The 16,656-nt window shown below is 69.7% G+C and carries 16 protein-coding genes; 14 read left to right on the top strand and 2 right to left on the bottom strand.

The genetic code is table 11. The annotated features are described in order from the left end of the window. Position 1: 1 nt before the first annotated feature. Positions 2-601, bottom strand: coding sequence for a DUF4126 domain-containing protein (locus tag LXM50_RS00680; RefSeq protein WP_233309188.1), 600 nt, complete (start codon positions 599-601; stop codon positions 2-4). A 302-nt stretch (positions 602-903) separates the two neighbouring features. Between LXM50_RS00680 and LXM50_RS00685 the strand changes: the two genes are divergently transcribed. The 3 genes from LXM50_RS00685 (at position 904) to LXM50_RS00695 (ending at position 3,973) form a co-directional block, all read left to right on the top strand. Then, positions 904-1,476 (top strand): hypothetical protein, encoded by a 573-nt coding sequence (locus tag LXM50_RS00685; protein WP_233309189.1) that lies wholly within the window; start codon positions 904-906, stop codon positions 1,474-1,476. Positions 1,477-1,538: 62 nt separating this feature from the next. Continuing rightward, positions 1,539-3,608, top strand: coding sequence for an excinuclease ABC subunit UvrB (gene uvrB, locus LXM50_RS00690; protein ID WP_233309190.1), 2,070 nt, complete (start codon positions 1,539-1,541; stop codon positions 3,606-3,608). A gap of 35 nt (positions 3,609-3,643) precedes the next feature. Continuing rightward, positions 3,644-3,973 carry a TfoX/Sxy family protein gene (locus LXM50_RS00695; RefSeq protein WP_233309535.1) on the top strand — a complete coding sequence of 110 codons (330 nt, stop codon included), beginning with the start codon at positions 3,644-3,646 and terminating at the stop codon, positions 3,971-3,973. 54 nt (positions 3,974-4,027) lie between these two features. Here LXM50_RS00695 and LXM50_RS00700 read toward each other — a convergent pair whose 3' ends face one another. Next, positions 4,028-4,273 carry a hypothetical protein gene (locus LXM50_RS00700; protein WP_233309191.1) on the bottom strand — a complete coding sequence of 82 codons (246 nt, stop codon included), beginning with the start codon at positions 4,271-4,273 and terminating at the stop codon, positions 4,028-4,030. A gap of 45 nt (positions 4,274-4,318) precedes the next feature. On the opposite strand from LXM50_RS00700, the gene LXM50_RS00705 reads away from it, so the two are divergent. From LXM50_RS00705 to LXM50_RS00755, 11 genes are all read left to right on the top strand, one after another. Then, positions 4,319-4,762: a MarR family winged helix-turn-helix transcriptional regulator gene (locus LXM50_RS00705; RefSeq protein WP_233309192.1), complete on the top strand. Its 444-nt coding sequence runs from the start codon at positions 4,319-4,321 to the stop codon at positions 4,760-4,762. A gap of 81 nt (positions 4,763-4,843) precedes the next feature. After that, a complete protein-coding gene (locus LXM50_RS00710; protein WP_233309193.1) occupies positions 4,844-5,551 on the top strand; it encodes a DUF4129 domain-containing protein in 708 nt (235 codons plus the stop codon). Further along, a complete protein-coding gene (locus tag LXM50_RS00715) occupies positions 5,548-6,045 on the top strand; it encodes a hypothetical protein (protein ID WP_233309194.1) in 498 nt (165 codons plus the stop codon). The genes LXM50_RS00710 and LXM50_RS00715 overlap by 4 nt, the downstream gene beginning before the upstream one ends. Then, entirely contained in the window at positions 6,042-7,040 is a 999-nt protein-coding gene (locus tag LXM50_RS00720) for a MoxR family ATPase (RefSeq protein ID WP_233309195.1), read from the top strand. Before LXM50_RS00715 ends, LXM50_RS00720 begins: the two co-directional genes overlap by 4 nt. After that, entirely contained in the window at positions 7,037-8,344 is a 1,308-nt protein-coding gene (locus LXM50_RS00725) for a DUF58 domain-containing protein (protein WP_233309196.1), read from the top strand. The genes LXM50_RS00720 and LXM50_RS00725 overlap by 4 nt, the downstream gene beginning before the upstream one ends. Further along, positions 8,341-8,931, top strand: a complete 591-nt coding sequence (locus LXM50_RS00730) for a hypothetical protein (RefSeq protein WP_233309197.1) — start codon at positions 8,341-8,343, stop codon at positions 8,929-8,931. Before LXM50_RS00725 ends, LXM50_RS00730 begins: the two co-directional genes overlap by 4 nt. Positions 8,932-8,940: 9 nt before the next feature. Continuing rightward, complete coding sequence (gene uvrA / locus LXM50_RS00735; protein ID WP_233309198.1) at positions 8,941-11,859, top strand: excinuclease ABC subunit UvrA; 2,919 nt, start codon at positions 8,941-8,943, stop codon at positions 11,857-11,859. Beyond that, positions 11,859-13,850, top strand: coding sequence for an excinuclease ABC subunit UvrC (gene uvrC / locus LXM50_RS00740; RefSeq protein WP_233309199.1), 1,992 nt, complete (start codon positions 11,859-11,861; stop codon positions 13,848-13,850). Before uvrA ends, uvrC begins: the two co-directional genes overlap by 1 nt. A gap of 27 nt (positions 13,851-13,877) precedes the next feature. Continuing rightward, complete coding sequence (gene rapZ / locus LXM50_RS00745) at positions 13,878-14,747, top strand: RNase adapter RapZ (protein ID WP_233309200.1); 870 nt, start codon at positions 13,878-13,880, stop codon at positions 14,745-14,747. Between the two features lie 86 nt (positions 14,748-14,833). Then, positions 14,834-15,811, top strand: a complete 978-nt coding sequence (gene whiA, locus LXM50_RS00750) for a DNA-binding protein WhiA (RefSeq protein WP_233309201.1) — start codon at positions 14,834-14,836, stop codon at positions 15,809-15,811. Between the two features lie 198 nt (positions 15,812-16,009). Continuing rightward, positions 16,010-16,636: a superoxide dismutase gene (locus tag LXM50_RS00755; RefSeq protein ID WP_233309202.1), complete on the top strand. Its 627-nt coding sequence runs from the start codon at positions 16,010-16,012 to the stop codon at positions 16,634-16,636. Positions 16,637-16,656: the final 20 nt, after the last annotated feature.

Genomic DNA, 16,656 nt, shown 5'->3' on the forward strand with positions numbered 1-16,656 from the left:
GCTACTCGGCGACCGCACGGGCGTCGCGCCGTCGGGATCGTCGGCGCACCACGACGGCGATCCCGACGATCAGGGCGACCAGCAGGATCGCGGCGACCACCGGCACGATGATCGCCGTCGCGCTCAGGAGGAACGCCGCGATGTCCTCCGTCGTGCTGAGCACGGGGGCGGCGACGCCCGCCGTGGCCGCGTTCGCGGCGACTCGCCCGGTCGCTTTGACCGCGTGCACGGCGAGGGCGATGACGATTCCGGCGACGATGGGGATCCAGGTGTGCTCGGAGAAGAACGTGCCGGGGTCGTCGACGGCGACGGTCCGCGCGCTCGCGCCGGCACCGAACGCGATGCCGCCGGCGGCGGGCCGGACGATGCTGTGCACGATGTCGTTCAGCGAGTCCAGCGCGGGGATCTTGTCCGCCACGATCTCCAGGACGAGCAGGGCGCCGATGATCCAGAGTGCGATGTCGCTGCCCAGCCAGGACCAGCCCGCGGGGAGGGCCACGGCGGGCAGGAGCTTCGCCGCCAGGCCGAGCAGGAACAGCGGGATCCAGGCGTTCAGGTCGGCGGCCGCGGCAAGGCTGGATCCGATCACGAACTCGATCACGGCACCACTGTAGGGGACCACCGGTGATATGCCACATATTGCGCGCTGATCAGGATGTACTGACGTCGACGATCGGAGGAGCCAACCGATCGGACAGTTTGTTCATATGGTTTGCAATATTCGAGAGGATCATATATCTTCGCTCGTGGGGCAGTGCGGGGAAGCGCTGTGGGGACAATGGGGAAAAGCTCTGGGGAAGTCTGGGGGCTGGACGCATTGCGTCTCCGTCGTGCGCGTCGAACCCGCGCCGTGCGCGATCTCGGTTTCTGAGCCACCGCTCAACCGATATCTGGAGTGCAATCATGACCGACGTCAAGAGCGGCCTCTCGCGCCGCACCGTGATCAAGGGCGCAGCGTGGTCGGTGCCCGTCATCGCCATCGCCGCTGCGGCACCGATGGCAGCGGCCAGCGGCCAGCCGACGAGCGTGGGCTCGCTCGTGGAGTCCTCACCCAACATCAAGGACACGACGCTGTCCGCATCGAGTTCTCGAGTCGAGAGCTGCTTCGCCACCGACAACTTCCAGAACGTCACGTTCAACCTCACGGCGACCGTGGCATGGGACGGCACGGCGGACGGCGTCCCCGGCTTCACGCTGGCGGGCAGCGGTGTCCGGTCCGCCGGCAACGCCTGGCGGATCGTATCGGCCACGGCCACGCTCGTCACGCTCGCGTCCACTCAGGCGGTGTCGTGCTTCAGCGGGATCACCGGCTTCGAGCTGGACTACAACAACGTGCTGGGCTCGCAGCCGGGGCTGAAGTCGATGACGCTCAACATCTCGGGCGTGAGCGCCGACGGCACGCGGAAGATCGACGGTCTCGTCTCGGCGCTGGACGGGTACACGCCGGTCGTCGGTCCGAAGGTGCACGACGTCTGATCCGCCCGATCCGATGAGGAGCCTCCGACGCCGATGTCGGAGGCTCCTCGTAGTGTTAAGGGATGCAACCCACGCGTTCGGTCCGACCGTTCGAAGTCGTCTCGGAATATGTGCCCGCCGGTGATCAGCCGCAGGCCATCGCCGAGCTCGCTGCGCGCATCAACGCCGGGGAGACCGACGTGGTGCTGCTCGGTGCGACCGGAACCGGCAAGTCCGCGACGACGGCATGGCTCATCGAGCAGGTGCAGCGGCCCACCCTCGTGCTCGCGCACAACAAGACGCTCGCCGCACAGCTCGCGAACGAGTTCCGCGACCTGATGCCGAACAACGCGGTCGAGTACTTCGTCTCGTACTACGACTACTACCAGCCCGAGGCATACGTCCCGCAGACGGACACGTTCATCGAGAAGGACTCGTCGGTCAACGCCGAGGTGGAGCGACTGCGCCACTCCACGACGAACTCGCTGCTCAGTCGCCGTGACGTGGTGGTCGTCTCGACGGTCTCCTGCATCTACGGCCTCGGCGCGCCTGAGGAGTATCTGCGCGCCATGGTCGCGCTGCAGGTGGGGGAGAGGTACGACCGCGACGCGCTGATCCGCCAGTTCATCGCCATGCAGTACAACCGCAACGACGTCGACTTCTCGCGCGGCAACTTCCGCGTGCGCGGGGACACGATCGAGATCATCCCCGTCTACGAGGAGCACGCGATCCGGATCGAGCTGTTCGGCGATGAGATCGAAGCCCTGTACTCGCTGCATCCGCTCACCGGAGAGGTGATCGCCAAGCTCGACTCCGTGCCGATCTTCCCGGCGTCGCACTACGTCGCGGGCACCGACGTCGTGCAGCGCGCGATCGGTCAGATCGAGGACGAGCTCACGGAGCGGCTCGCCGAGCTCGAGCGTCAGGGCAAGCTGCTCGAGGCGCAGCGCCTGCGCATGCGGACGTCGTTCGATCTGGAGATGCTGCAGCAGCTCGGATTCTGCTCCGGCATCGAGAACTACTCGCGGCACATGGACGGCCGCGAGGCGGGCGAGCCGCCGCACACGCTGCTGGACTTCTTCCCCGACGACTTCCTCCTCGTCATCGACGAGTCGCACGCGACAGTTCCCCAGATCGGCGCGATGTACGAGGGCGATGCGTCTCGCAAGCGCACCCTCGTCGATCACGGCTTCCGTCTGCCCAGCGCGCTGGACAACCGGCCGCTGCGGTGGGACGAGTTCAAGAATCGGATCGGGCAGACGGTCTACCTCTCCGCCACGCCCGGCAAGTACGAGATGGGCATCGCCGACGGCGTCGTCGAGCAGATCATCCGCCCGACCGGCCTCGTGGATCCGCAGATCGTCGTGAAGCCCTCGAAGGGTCAGATCGACGACCTGCTGGAGGAGATCCGCCTGCGTGTCGAACGCGACGAACGCGTGCTGGTCACCACGCTCACGAAGAAGATGGCCGAGGAGCTCACCGACTTCCTCGGAGAGCACGGGGTCCGGGTCCGCTACCTGCACTCCGATGTCGACACCCTCCGACGCGTCGAACTGCTCACCGAGCTGCGCGCAGGCGTCTATGACGTGCTCGTCGGCATCAACCTGCTCCGCGAGGGCCTCGACCTGCCGGAGGTGTCGCTGGTCGCGATCCTCGACGCCGACAAGGAGGGGTTCCTCCGCAGCGGCACTTCGCTCATCCAGACCATCGGCCGAGCGGCGCGCAACGTGTCCGGCCAGGTGCACATGTACGCCGACAACATGACGGATTCGATGCGGAACGCGATCGAGGAGACCGAGCGGCGCCGCGAGAAGCAGATCGCGTACAACACCGCGAACGGCATCGATCCGCAGCCGCTGAGGAAGCGCATTGCAGACATTACCGATGTGCTCGCGCGCGAAGGCGCCGACACGGCGGAGATGCTCGCCAAACGCACCAAATCGGGGCGAGGCAAGTCGCCGACTCCGAACCTGCGGCGCGTGGGCATCGCGGCGGAGGGCGCGGAGCAGCTCGAGGACACGATCGCGGATCTGTCCGCTCAGATGCTGGCGGCGGCGGGAGAGCTCAAGTTCGAGCTCGCCGCGCGCCTGCGGGATGAAGTGCAGGACCTGAAGAAGGAGCTGCGCGCCATGGAGCGGGCCGGGCATGCCTGACCCGCGTCGTGCGGGGTGACGGAGGAGGCGACTTGGTGGACGCGGCGGTGGTCGAACTGGCGGATCGGATCCGCGCGCTGCTCGGCGGTGCGGGTGAGATCGAGGAGCGCGGGATGTTCGGCAGTCGCGCCTTCCTGAGCGAAGGGCGGATCCTGGTCGGAGCGCGCAAGGGCGGGACGCTGCTGGTGCGCGTCGGCGCGGAGCGCGCCGCCGTGCTGCTGACCGAGCCGGGAGTCGCTCGCGCCGTCATGGGTGCGCGCACGATGAGTGAGAACTGGCTCGACGTGGCACCCGAGGTCGTCTCGGACGACAGGGGGCTCATGGAGTGGATCGATCTCGCTCGGGAGGATGCCGGCGCGGCCTGATGTGCGGAGCGCCGCGCTCGGCCGACGAGCCGGTCGCGTCATCGGCGGCCGGGCTCAGGGGCAGTGCATGAGCGGTTTCGGCCCGCTGCGGTCGATCTCGTGCGCCGTCATCGGCGCGCCGCACAGCGGGCAGCCGCGTTGCGCGCGCTCCGCGGCCGACGGGGGCGGCGTCGCCTCATAGGGACCGACCGAGGCGGGGCCGGCGAAGCGGATGAGGTTCGTGTTGATCCATGCGTAGAGGCCACCCGCCTCGCGGATGCGCTGGCGGAGCGGCGGGTGCTCCACGGGACTGTTCGTCATGATGATTAGTGTACTAATGATTAGGGTGATTGGTAACATCGTTAGGTGACCGATCCCAGCCCCGACGATCTGCTCCGCCTGGACAACCAGTTGTGCTTCGCCCTCGTGACGGCGGCGCGCAACGTGGTCGGCGTCTACCGTCCGATCCTCGAGCCGCTCGGCCTCACGCATCCCCAGTATCTGGCGATGCTGGCACTGTGGGAGCGGTCGCCGCGATCGCTCGGCGAGCTGGCGACGGCTTTGGCCATGGATCCGGCGACGGCCTCGCCGCTCGTGAAGCGACTCGAGTCCGACGGGCTGATCGAGCGGCAGCGCAGCGCCGCCGACGAACGCCGCCTCGACATCGCCCTCACGCCGAAGGGAGCGGCACTCAGGGCACGGGCCCTGGACGTGCCTCGGCAGGTGATGGCGCGGCTCGGCATGACGGTGTCCGAGGTGGAGGTCGTGCGCGACGCCTTGAACCGATTCGCCGGCGCCGTCGACCTCTGATGTGCTCGGCGTGAGGACTCCCGCGGCGATCGGCGGCTCACGATGATCGCCGCGGCCGGTGGCAGCGCATAGGGTGAGGGAATGGTCCGCGACGACCCGCTCGTTCGCACCCCGCCGCTTTCCGGAATGTTCGTGGGTGTGGTGCTTCTCGCCGCGCTGCTCATGGCCATCGCGTCCTTGCAGGGCGTTCCCCGGTTCGGTGACATCGCGTTCGAGCATCGGATCCCGGCGCCCACGCCCACGGCCGGCACGCAGACGCCCGGCGCCGGAGAGACAGGGCTTCTCGACAGCCCGATCCTGGGTGTCATCGTGGTCGTGATCGAGCTCGTCATCGCTCTCGGCTTCCTGCTGCTGCTCGGGTGGCTGTTCTGGCGTATGGCTCGCGCGCTCTGGATCGCCCGTCCGATGAGCCGCGAGGCAGGCAGCGCGGTCGAGGTCGGCGAGGCCTCGGCCACCGGGGAGGAAGCGGTGGACGCCGGGACGATCCGCACCGCGGCGGCGAGCGCACAGGAGGAGATCGACGCGCACCGCGACCCCGGCGACGCGATCGTCGCCGCATGGGTGCAGCTGGAGGAGGCGTCGGCGCGCGCCGGGCGCGCCCGCGTGCCCTCCGAGACCCCGGGGGAGTTCGCTCTGCGGATCCTGCGCCGGAGGCCGGGGCTGGACGGCGAGCTGGAGACGCTGCTCGGACTGTACGAATCCGTGCGCTTCGGCGGCGAGCGGGCCGACGAGGCCGCACGCGCGACCGCGCGCCGGTGCCTCGCGACCATCGAGGAGGCCTGGCGGTGAAGCGCTGGATCGTGCTGGTCGTGCTGTGGATCGTCGTCGGCGTTCCGGTCGTGCTGCTTCTCGGATTCCTCGGTGTCCCGCTCCCGTTCGGAATCGCCTGGATCCTCGCCTTCGCCGCAGCGCTGCTGATCGCTCAGCAGAGCTTCCTGGACGAGTCCGGTCCGTGGCCGCCGCCTCCTCCTGAGCAGTTCCAGCGCGGATCCGATGTCTCCCGTCTCGCGTGGGCCGTGGACGCGCGCACCGGGGTCGTGGGGATGGCCCTGCGCCGTCGGGTGAGCGCGCTCGCCGATCGGCGTCTCGGGGAGTACGGGCTGTCGGCGCACGCCGCGGACGCCGACGAGGTCGACGCGATCCTCGGACCCGGCGCGCACGCCGCGCTCGTGGCCGCCGAGATGCGCCGTCCCGATCTGGAGCGGCTCCTGCGCGCCCTGGAGGAACCGCCGGTCCGTCCGAACCGATCCCCGTCCGCCACCACGACCCCGGAGCGAGCATGAGCATCGATCACACGAGAGACGGCGACATCGCCGCCATCACCGACACGGCGGCGCGGGTCCTCGCGGGCGTGCGCACCGCCGTCGTCGGCATGGACGAGCCGCTGACACTCGCCCTGGCCACGATCCTCGCCGGTGGCCACGTGCTGTTCGAGGACGTCCCGGGCCTGGGCAAGACGCTCGCCGCGCGCAGCCTCGCGGCGGCGCTCGGGTTGGAGTTCCGCCGGTTGCAGTGCACGCCCGACATGCTCCCGGGCGATGTCACCGGATCCTTCGTCTATGCGCCCGACTCGGGGGAGTTCCGGTTCCGCCCCGGTCCGATCTTCACCGGCTTGCTGCTCGCGGACGAGATCAACCGAACCACCCCGAAGACCCAGTCCGCGATGCTGGAGGCGATGGCGGAGCGCCAGGTGACGGTCGAGGGACGGCGGTACGCCCTGCCCGAGCCGTTCCACGTGATCGCGACGTCCAACCCCATCGAGTACGAGGGCACATACGCGCTGCCCGAAGCGCAACTGGACCGGTTCATGGTCCGGCTCGCCGTCGGGTATCCGGAGCCCGAGAACGAGGCCGGCATCGTCGAGCAGCGCATCCGGCGGCAGCGGGAGCACACCGAAGTGGACCCCGTGATCGACACCGCGGAACTGCTCGCGCTTCAGGCGGCGGTCGAGCGGATCCATGTCGAGGACGACCTGATCCGCTACGCCGTCCATCTCGCGCGGGGGACCCGCACCGCGCAGAACGTCGCGGTGGGGGCCTCGCCGCGCGGATCCCAGGCGCTGATCCTGCTCGCACGAGCCGTCGCGGCCATCGAGGGTCGCGGCTACGTGCGCCCCGACGACGTCAAGCGCATCGCGATCCCGGTGCTCGCGCACCGGCTGACCCTGACCCCTCAGGCCTGGGCGCAGGGCGTGGATCCGACCGGCGTCGTCGCCGGGGTCGTGAACGCGACGCCCGCACCTCCGACGGTGGCGGAGACCGGTGCGATCCGCACATGACCGAGACCCGCTCGACGCTGCGCGCGTGGTTGGACTGGCAGCGCACGCCTATCCTGGCGGCGGCGTTCGCCGGATCCGTGCTTCTCGCGGGCGCGGGCCTGGTGTTCGGCCGTCCCGATGTGATCGCGGCGGGTCTTCCGCTCGCGCTCGCCGCCGTCTGGGCGCTGTGGCGGCCCCCGGGCGCGTCTTCGGTGGAGATCGTGCTGCGCGTGGACGCTGCCGCAGACCGGGAGGCGGTCCAGGGTGGGATCGAGGTCGTCACGACGGCGGAATGGATCCAGCTCGCCGTCGATCAGGGCGGCGAGCGCACGGGCGAGGTCGAGACGCCTCCGGGGGAGGCGGCGCGCACGCGCACCCGCACCCTGCATTCCGGTCCGTCCGAAGCGCTGGCCGTCTCGGCTCGCGCCCTGCACCATGACGGCGCCTGGGCCAGCGCGCCGACGCCGCGGTTCTCCGCGGTCTGGGCCGCGTCGCCGCGGACGAGACGCATCGCCGAGCTGCCGCTCTCGTCTCGGCTGATCGGTCTGCACGGAGCCCATGACGGGCGCCGCGGAGGCACAGGCGGGGACTTCCGCGACATCCATCCGTACGCGCCGGGCGATGAGCTGCGCCGTATCGACTGGCGGGCGACGGCGCGGGTGGCGCGGCGTCCCGGCGAGCTGCTGGTGCGACGCACGAACGCGCTGAGCGACAGCGCTGTCGTCATCGCACTGGACACCGCGGATGACCTGGGGGCCGTGGTCGCCACCTGGGGCAGCGGCGCGACCGCGCACAGCGGACCCACGTCGATGGACCTCGGCCGGGAGGCCGCGCTGTCGGTCGCGGCAGCGGCGATCGGGGCGGGTGACCGCGTCGCGTTCCATGCCCTGTCACCCGGCGGCCGCTCCCTGCGCAGCGGTTCCGGAGCCCGGCACCTGGAGCGGCTGCGCGGCGTGATCGCGGGCACCGGCGCGGACGGCGACGGCACGCGGTACCGGCGCACGCCGCCGGTGCCGCCGGGGTCGATCGTGTTCGTGCTGTCGACGTTCTTCGACGGGGCAGCGGCGGATCTGGCGCTGCGCTGGAGCGCGGGGGGACAGGCCGTCGTGGCGATCGACGTGCTGCCGGCACCGCGGACGCAGCGGCTGACCCCGGCGCAGAACCTCGCCATGCGCACGCTGCTGCTCGAGCGCGCCGGCGTGCTCGACGACCTCCGCGGTGCCGGGGTCGAGGTGGTCTCCTGGGACGCGGACGATCCGATGGCGGCGCTGCGGATCGCGGCTCGCACCGGGCGGCGCGATCGCGGCCGAGGAGCGCGACGATGAGGGGGCCGCACGAGCTGATCGCACCGGGTTCCCTCCCTGCCCCGGTGCTGCGGATCGGCGCCGCGGTGATCATCGTCGGGGGCGTCCTGCTGCTGAACCCGTATCCGCTGTGGTGGTGGGTCGCCGGAGGTGCGTCGCTCGTGTCCGTGCTGGCCCCGCGATCGATGGGGTCGTGGATCGGCATCGCCTGCATGGCGGTGGGCATGGTCCTGACCGAGCCGTCGGCGGCGCGCACGGCGCTGGCGATCCTGCTGATCCACGCGGCGCACGTCCTCGCCGCCTGGGCATGGGCCGTGCCGTGGCGCTCCCGCATCCGGCCTGCCGTGCTGCTGCCCGGCGTGCGCCGTCTGCTTCTGATCCAGGCGATCGCGCAGTCGGTCGCGGCGCTCATGCTGCTCGCCGTGCCACCGCTGCACGGACCGGGATTCGCGTGGCTGGCGCCGCTCGGGGCCGCTGTCCTCACCGGAGTGAGCGCCGCCGTCCTGCGGGTGTCATGGGGACCGGGGCCCGCGTCGAGGAGGCCGTCCGGCTCTCCGCCGGGAGGCGCTGAGGGGCCCGCCGGATCCAATGTCGGTGGCCGCTCCTAGACTTGACGGGTGCCGATCGTACCCGTAACCAGCCCTGGAAGACTCAGCGTCCGAGGCGCTCGTGTCCATAACCTCCGCAACGTCGACCTCGAGATCCCGCGCGACTCGCTGGTGGTCTTCACCGGGCTTTCCGGGTCCGGCAAGTCGAGCCTCGCGTTCGACACGATCTTCGCGGAGGGACAACGCCGCTACGTCGAGTCCCTGAGCGCTTACGCCCGCCAGTTCCTCGGCCAGGTCGACCGGCCCGACGTCGACTTCATCGAGGGGCTGAGCCCTGCGGTGTCGATCGACCAGAAGTCGACGAACCGCAACCCGCGCTCCACGGTCGGCACGATCACCGAGATCTACGACTACATGCGCCTGCTGTGGGCGCGCATCGGCGTGCCGCACTGCCCGCAGTGCGGCGAGCGGATCCAGCGCCAGACGGTGCAGCAGATCGCGGACCAGCTCATGGAGCTGCCCGAGCGCACGCGGTACCAGATCGTCGCACCCGTGGTGAGCCAGAAGAAGGGCGAGTTCGTCGACCTGTTCCGCGAGCTCGGAGCCAAGGGCTATGCGCGCGCGATCGTCGACGGCGAGCTCGTGCAGCTGGCCGAGCCCCCTGTGCTGAAGAAGAGCTACAAGCACGACATCGGCGTGGTCGTGGACCGCCTCGTGGCCGCACCCGACATCCTGGGCAGGGTCACCGACTCGGTGGAGACCGCACTGGGTCTTGCGGGGGGCGTCGTCCAGGTGAACCTCGTGGACGAGGACGGCGACGACGCCTGGCAGTCGTTCTCCGAGAAGCTCGCGTGTCCCAACGGGCACGCGATCACGCTCACCGAGATCGAGCCGCGCACGTTCTCCTTCAATGCGCCGTTCGGCGCCTGCCCCGCCTGCTCCGGTCTCGGCACCCGGATGTCGGTGGACCCGGAGCTCATGCTCGGCGACGAGAGCCTGTCGATCCGCGAGGGCGCGATCATCCCCTGGACGACGCAGGGCAAGGGCCTGTTCCAGTACTACGAGCGCCTGCTCGAGGGACTCGCCGTGGATCTCGACTTCTCGCTCGACACGCCCTGGCACAAGCTGCACTCCGATGTGAAGGAGGCGGTGCTGCACGGTGAGAACTACAAGGTCACCGTGAAGTGGAAGAACCGGTACGGCCGCGAGATGCGCTACTCCTCCGGTTTCGAGGGCGTGGTGCCCTACATCGAGCGGCAGTACCAGCAGGCCGAGAGCGACACCCAGCGCAGCCGCTGGGGCGAGTACCTGCGCGAGGTGCCCTGCCCGGTGTGCGATGGCGATCGGCTCAAGCCCGAGGTGCTCGCGGTGCAGGTGCACGGGCACTCGATCGCCGAGGTCTCGCACAAGAGCCTCGCCGAGGCGCAGGAGTTCATGCAGCGTCTCGAGCTGACACCTCGCGAGGCCAAGATCGCGGCGCAGGTGCTGCGCGAGATCCGTCTGAGGCTGGACTTCCTGCTCCAGGTCGGCCTGTCCTACCTGAACCTGAGCCGTTCGGCCGGTTCGCTCTCCGGCGGCGAGGCGCAGCGCATCCGCCTCGCGACGCAGATCGGCTCCGGGCTCACGGGCGTGCTCTACGTGCTCGACGAGCCGTCGATCGGCCTGCACCAGCGTGACAACCGGCGGCTGATCGAGACGTTGCTGACGCTCCGAGACCTCGGCAACACCCTCATCGTCGTGGAGCACGACGAGGAGACGATCGAGGCCGCGGACTGGGTGGTGGACATCGGCCCCGGCGCCGGCGTGAACGGCGGTCTGGTCGTGCACTCCGGCCCGTACGAGGCGCTGCTGCGCGAGAGGGCCTCGATGACGAGTGACTATCTGGCGGGTCGTCGTGAGATCGTCACGCCGAAGAAGCGCCGCCGGATCGACCGCAAGCGCATGCTCAGCGTGGTCGGGGCGAAGGAGAATAACCTCCGCAACGTCACCGCGGACTTCCCGCTCGGGGTGCTCACCGCCGTGACCGGTGTGAGCGGATCCGGCAAGTCCTCCCTCGTGAACGACATCCTGTACCGGGTGCTCGCGTCGCGGCTGAACGGGGCGCGCAAAGTCCCGGGCAAGCACACGAGGGTCACCGGCCTCGACAACCTGGACAAGGTCGTGCACGTCGACCAGGCGCCGATCGGACGCACCCCGCGGTCGAACCCGGCCACCTACACGGGCGTCTTCGACAGGATCCGCACGCTGTTCAGCGAGACGCCCGAGGCCAAGGTGCGCGGCTATCAGCCGGGCCGGTTCAGCTTCAACGTCAAGGGCGGGCGCTGCGAGGCGTGCTCGGGCGACGGCACGATCAAGATCGAGATGAACTTCCTGCCCGACGTGTACGTCGACTGCGAGGTCTGCCACGGCAAGCGCTACAACCGCGACACCCTGGCGGTGCACTACAAGGGCAAGAACATCGCCGAGGTGCTGGAGATGCCGATCGAAGAGGCCGCGGAGTTCTTCGAGCCGATCCAGGCGATCCACCGCTACATGAAGACGTTGGTCGACGTCGGACTCGGCTATGTGCGCCTGGGCCAGTCGGCGACGACGCTCTCGGGCGGTGAGGCGCAACGCGTCAAGCTCGCCACCGAGCTCCAGCGCCGCAGCAACGGCCGTTCGATCTACGTGCTCGACGAGCCCACCACGGGCCTGCACTTCGAGGACGTGCGCAAGCTCCTCGAGGTGCTGAACGGGCTCGTGGACAAGGGCAACACCGTCATCGTCATCGAGCACAACCTCGACGTCATCAAGTCGGCGGACTGGGTGATCGACCTCGGCCCCGAGGGCGGATCCGGCGGCGGGCAGGTCATCGCGACCGGCACACCGGAGCAGGTGGCGCGCAATGCCGACAGTCACACCGGCGTGTTCCTCGCGGAGATCCTCGGCACGGCGCCCGCGGGGGCGCGTCCCGGCGCGCAGCGGGTGCTCGAGCGCAAGGCGGGTTGATGGCCGAGGAACTCCCGTACAAGCCGCGGCAGGGGGAGATCCCCACCGACCCCGGGGTGTACCGGTTCCGCGATGCGCAGGGCCGGGTGCTCTACGTCGGGAAGGCGAAGAACCTGCGTCAGCGGCTGTCGAACTACTTCGCGCCGCTGCGCACCCTGCATGAGCGCACCCGGCGCATGGTCACCACGGCCGCGTCGGTGGAGTGGACGGTGGTGCCGACCGACGTCGACTCGCTGCAGCTCGAGTACATGTGGATCAAGGAGTTCGATCCGCCGTTCAACGTGCGCTACAAGGACGACAAGTCCTACCCGTTCATGGCGATCACCCTCGCAGACGAGGCCCCGAGGGTCATCGTGACGCGCAACCGGCGGATCCCCGGGGCGAAGTACTTCGGCCCGTATCCGAAGGTCTGGACCGTCCACGACACCATCGACCAGATGATCAAGGTCTTCCCGATCCGAACCTGCAGCGATGCGAGCTACCGCAAGGCGATGGCGACCGGCCGGCCGTGCTTTCCGGGCCAGATCGGCAAGTGCGGCGGCCCCTGTTCGATGACGGTCACGATCGCCGAGCACCGCGCGATGGTCGATGACTTCATCGCCTTCATGGAGGGCGGAGACGAGCGGTTCACCCGCGACCTGACCCGGCGCATGCATGAGGCGTCGGCGGCGATGGACTACGAGAACGCCGCGAAGCACCGTGACCGGCTCGCCTCGATCGACGCGGTGCTGGGCCGCAGCGCCCTGGTGCTGCCGCAGGACGAGGACGCCGATCTGTTCGGCATCGCGGAGGACGAGCTGTCGGCGGCCATCCAGCACTTCGTGATCCGCGGCGGCCGCGTGCGCGGTGTGCGTGCATCGACGCTCGACAAGGAGATCGACATCTCCGGCGCCGAGCTCGTGGATCAGATCCTGCAGCGGGTGTACGGCGAGGCGAGCGGTGAGCAGGTTCCGCGACGCGTGCTGGTGCCGTCGCTGCCGGACGACACCGCCGAGCTCGAGGAGTGGCTGCGGGATCGCCGCGGCAGGAAGGTGGAGATCGCGGTGGTGCAGCGCGGTCAGCGGGCGGAGCTCATGCGCAACGCCACCCTCAATGCGCAGCAGGCTCTCATCCGTCACAAGACCCGGCGCTCCAGCGACTACACGACGCGCACACAGGCCCTCACCGACCTGCAGGACGCACTCGGCCTCGATGAGGCGCCGCTGCGGATCGAGTGCTACGACATCTCCCACCTGGGCGGCACGAACGTGGTGGCCTCGATGGTGGTCTTCGAGGACGGGCTTCCCCGCAAGGATCAGTACCGCTCGTTCAACATCGCCGAGACCACCGACGACACCGATTCGATGTACCAGGTGCTCACCCGCCGCCTCGCGCACATCGACGCACCCGAGGAGCCCGCGGACGCGCCGACGCTCGACGCGGACGGCGATGAACTCGTCGTCACGGAGCGCCGCAGGCCCCGCTTCGCCTACCCGCCGCAACTGCTCATCGTCGACGGTGGCAAGCCGCAGGTCGAGGCGGCCGCGCGTGCGCTCCGCGACGCCGGCCGCAGCGACATCGGCCTGTGCGGCATCGCCAAGCGGCTCGAGGAGCTGTGGCTCCCGGGGGAGGACTACCCGGTGATCCTGCCCCGCACCAGCGAGGCTCTCTACCTGGTGCAGCGTCTGCGCGACGAGGCTCACCGCTTCGCGATCACCCATCAGCGCAAACGGCGCCGGCGTGACATCACGTCGATCCTGGGCGAGGTCCCCGGGCTGGGAGCCGCGCGGATCAAGTCGCTGCTACGGCACTTCGGATCCGTCGCCGCGCTTCGGCGTGCGGCAGCCGAGGAGATCCAGGAGGTGCAGGGCATCGGCCCGGCCCTCGCCGAGGCGATCCGGGTGCACCTGGCGGGAACCTCGACCACATCCGGATCCGAGAACAGGCGGGAATCCGTGGTCGCCGGCGGCGGATCCGATTCCGATGCCTCGGAGACTCCGCCTTCTGGCTAGGCTGGATCCGAGCGAGGAGGAGAGCACATGAGCGCCGACCAGGGTGAGTTCCTGATCGTCACCGGAATGTCGGGCGCCGGGCGCTCGACAGTCGCGAATGCGCTCGAGGACCTCGGCTGGTACGTGGTCGACAACCTCCCGCCCCAGATGCTCCGTCCGCTGCTGGATCTCGCCAACCTCGGCGGAGCGGCTCTGCCCAAGGTGGCCGCGGTCGTGGATGTGCGCGGGCGTGATCTCTTCGACGGCTTCCCCGGAGTGGCCCGCGCGCTGCGCGAGCACGGATCCGTGCAGGTGGTGTTCCTGGATGCGGCCGACGACGTGCTGGTGCGCCGTTTCGAGTCGGTCCGACGTCCGCACCCGCTGCAGGCCGACGGGACGCTCCTCGACGGCATCCGCACGGAGCGGACCAGGGTCGCGCCTCTGCGCGAAGCCGCCGACATCATCATCGACACCTCGAGCCTGAACGTCCATCAGCTGGCCACCAAGGTCAACGAGGTGTTCGCGGAGGAGGGTGCCGCGCGCCACAAGCTGACCGTCATGAGCTTCGGGTTCAAGTACGGTCTGCCCTCGGACGCGGACCTGGTCGCCGACATGCGGTTCCTGCCCAACCCGTTCTGGATCGATGAGCTGCGCGGCTCGACGGGCCTGGACTCCGAGGTGCGCGACTACGTGCTCACCCGCGACGGCGCGCAGGAGTTCCTGGACGCTTACACGGCCGCACTGCGCCCCGTGCTGGAGGGATACCAGCGCGAGAACAAGAGCCACTCGATGGTCGCCATCGGCTGCACGGGCGGCAAGCACCGTTCGGTCGCGATGGTCGAGGAGCTCGCCGCACGCCTGGGGCAGATCCCGGGAGTCGCGGTGACCGTTCGTCACCGCGACCTCGGGCGAGAGTGAGGCCGGCCCGGCCGGTGGTGAGCGCCGCGGCCGGGTAAGCTGATCCCTTGTGCCGAGATCCGGCGCCGCCCGTGAGAAGGAGACCCGTGGCACTCACCACCGACGTCAAGGCCGAGCTCGTCAGCATCCGGAACGCACCCCCCTCGGTGCGCGTCGCGGAGGTGACGGCCGTGCTGAGGTTCGCCGGCGGGCTGCACCAGATCGCCAACCGCATCGCGGTCGAGGCGGAGGTGGACGCGGAGCTGCTCGCACGGCGCGTCGCGCGTGACCTCGCCGAGCTGTTCGGCGTCCGTCCCGAGATCGCCCCGATCCAGGGCGCTTCCAGCCACGACGGCGCCAAGTACGCCGTGCGGGTGATCGCCGCGGGCGAGACCCTCGCCCGTCAGACGGGTCTGCTCGACCAGCGCCGCCGTCCCGTGCGCGGCCTCCCTAACCGTCTCACCACCGGATCGCGCGAAGAGCTCGCCGGCCTTTGGCGCGGAGCCTTCCTCGCCGCCGGATCGCTCAGCGAGCCCGGCCGTTCCGCGGTGCTCGAGGTGGCGTGCCCCTCGTCCGAGGCCGCCATGGCGCTCGTGGGCGCCGCACACCGGATCGGTATCGCCGCCAAGGCGCGCGAGGTGCGCGGGATGCCGCGCGTGGTGATCCGCGAGCCCGAGGGCATCCGTGCCGTGCTCGCCCTGATGGGTGCATCCAAGACCGCCGCCGCGTGGGAGGAGATGCGACAGCGTCGCGAGGTGCGCGCCGGCGTCAACCGCCTGGTGAACTTCGACGACGCGAACCTGCGCCGTTCCGCGCAGGCCGCGGTCGCCGCCTGCGCCCGCGTCGAGCGCGCACTCGAGATCCTCGGCGAGGACGTCCCGGAGCACCTCCGCACGGCCGGCGCGCTGCGCCTCGCCCACCGCGACGCCAGCCTCGACGAGCTCGGCCATCACGCCGATCCGCCCCTGACCAAGGACGCCGTCGCCGGCCGGATCCGTCGCCTTCTCGCGATGGCCGACAAGCGCGCGCAGACCGACGGGATCCCCGGCACCGAGGCCGCCGTGCCCGCCGGTCTCGACGTCTGAGGCGCGCCAGCGGGGGCCCGCGTTCCGGTCTGCGGAAACACGCCCGGAACGGCCCTCGCGATGGCGTCACATCCGGAAGGATCCGGACATTCCGCGCGTTGCCGTCATTAGGATGAAAGACGTCCGCCCCGTGCGCACCACCGCGCTTCGGGGGACCGGCAAGCGCCGCGAGCGCGGCGCGGATTGGATGACATCGACATGGCGATCTACACGCTGCCCGACCTTCCCTACGACTTCGCGGCTCTCGAGCCGCACATCAGCGGCAAGATCATGGAGCTGCACCATGACAAGCACCACGCCGCCTACGTCGCGGGAGCGAACGCGGCGCTCGAGTCCCTCGCTGAGGCCCGCGAGAGCGGAAACCTCGCGAACGTGAACAAGCTCGAGAAGGACCTCGCGTTCAACCTCGGCGGACACGTCAACCACTCGATCTTCTGGACCAACCTGTCGCCCAACGGAGGCGGTCAGCCCGAGGGCGAGCTGAAGGCGGCCATCGACGAGTTCTTCGGCTCTTTCGAGAAGTTCCAGGCGCACTTCACCGCGGCCGCGATGGGCATCCAGGGATCCGGCTGGTCGGTCCTGAGCTGGGACCCGATCGGCGCCCGCCTCATCATCCAGCAGCTCTTCGACCAGCAGGGCAACACGGCGCAGGGCACGGTGCCGCTGTTCCAGCTGGACATGTGGGAGCACGCGTTCTACCTGGACTACCTGAACGTCAAGGCCGACTACGTCAAGGCCGCCTGGAACATCGCGAACTGGGAGAACGTCGCCCAGCGCCTCGCTGCTGCGCGCGAGAAGACCAACGGACTGCTGGTACTGTCGTAAAAGATGGGCGTCCTGATGGG

Source organism: Microbacterium sp. Au-Mic1, from assembly GCF_021341785.1.
Classification (GTDB): Bacteria; Actinomycetota; Actinomycetes; order Actinomycetales; family Microbacteriaceae; genus Microbacterium.